The organism is Actinoplanes sp. ATCC 53533 (genome assembly GCF_003947245.1).
Genome location: NZ_QHHV01000608.1, coordinates 1 through 733, shown reverse-complemented (window position 1 = coordinate 733; position 733 = coordinate 1). Strand labels below are relative to the sequence as shown.

Here is a 733-nt window from a genome sequence, read left to right as displayed (position 1 = left end):
CGACCTGTGCGAGGACCTAGCGCCGGCCAGCGTGCACAAGCACTGGACCGTCCTGAACATGGTGATGCGGTCCGCGGTCCCGCGGTACCGGCTGGACAACCCGCTCGACGTTCCCGCGGGCCAGCGCAGCAACGGGCTGCCCCGGATCGAGAAGTACGACGCGGTCTTCTTGACCTCGGCCGAAGCCGACATCTTGGTCGCTAACTGCCCACCTGCCATCCGGGACCTCGTCGAGTTCGCCATCGGCACCGGTATGCGGCTGGGCGAGCTTCTCGGTCTGCGGGTCAAATCGGTGGATCTGTCGGCGAGCAAGCCGGTGGTGTACGTCGTGAAGACGCTGCATCGAGGTGGGAAGTTCGGTAAACCGAAGTCGGAGCGGTCCCGGCGGTCGATTCACCTCTCGCCAAAGATGGCCGTGCTGCTGGCACGGTTGATCGCCGGAAAGCGGCCTAGCGCCTTGGTGTTCACGTCGCCCGAGGGCAGCGCCTGGGATGCGAACAACTTCCGGTGGCGCTACTGGCGGTATGCGGTGTCGGCGGCGCAGCGCTGCCCCGAGCACCCGCCGGTACCGGTGAAGACCGGTAATGGCGCGGAGCTGGAGCGGGTGACGGCGGTGTCGGTGTCGACGTGCAGCTGCGAGTCGCGGTTGCACAAGCGGCCGCGGTTTCACGATTTGCGGCATACCCATGTTGCGTTGTTGCTGGACGCGGGGGCGGATTTCTACATGATTCAG

The 733-nt window shown here is 65.9% G+C and carries 1 protein-coding gene; it reads left to right on the top strand.

The window, feature by feature from the left end; all coding sequences use genetic code 11:
• Nucleotides 1-31 precede the first annotated feature (31 nt).
• A partial coding sequence (locus tag DMB66_RS60275; protein WP_125812728.1) for a tyrosine-type recombinase/integrase occupies nucleotides 32-733 on the top strand: 702 nt, incomplete at its 3' end.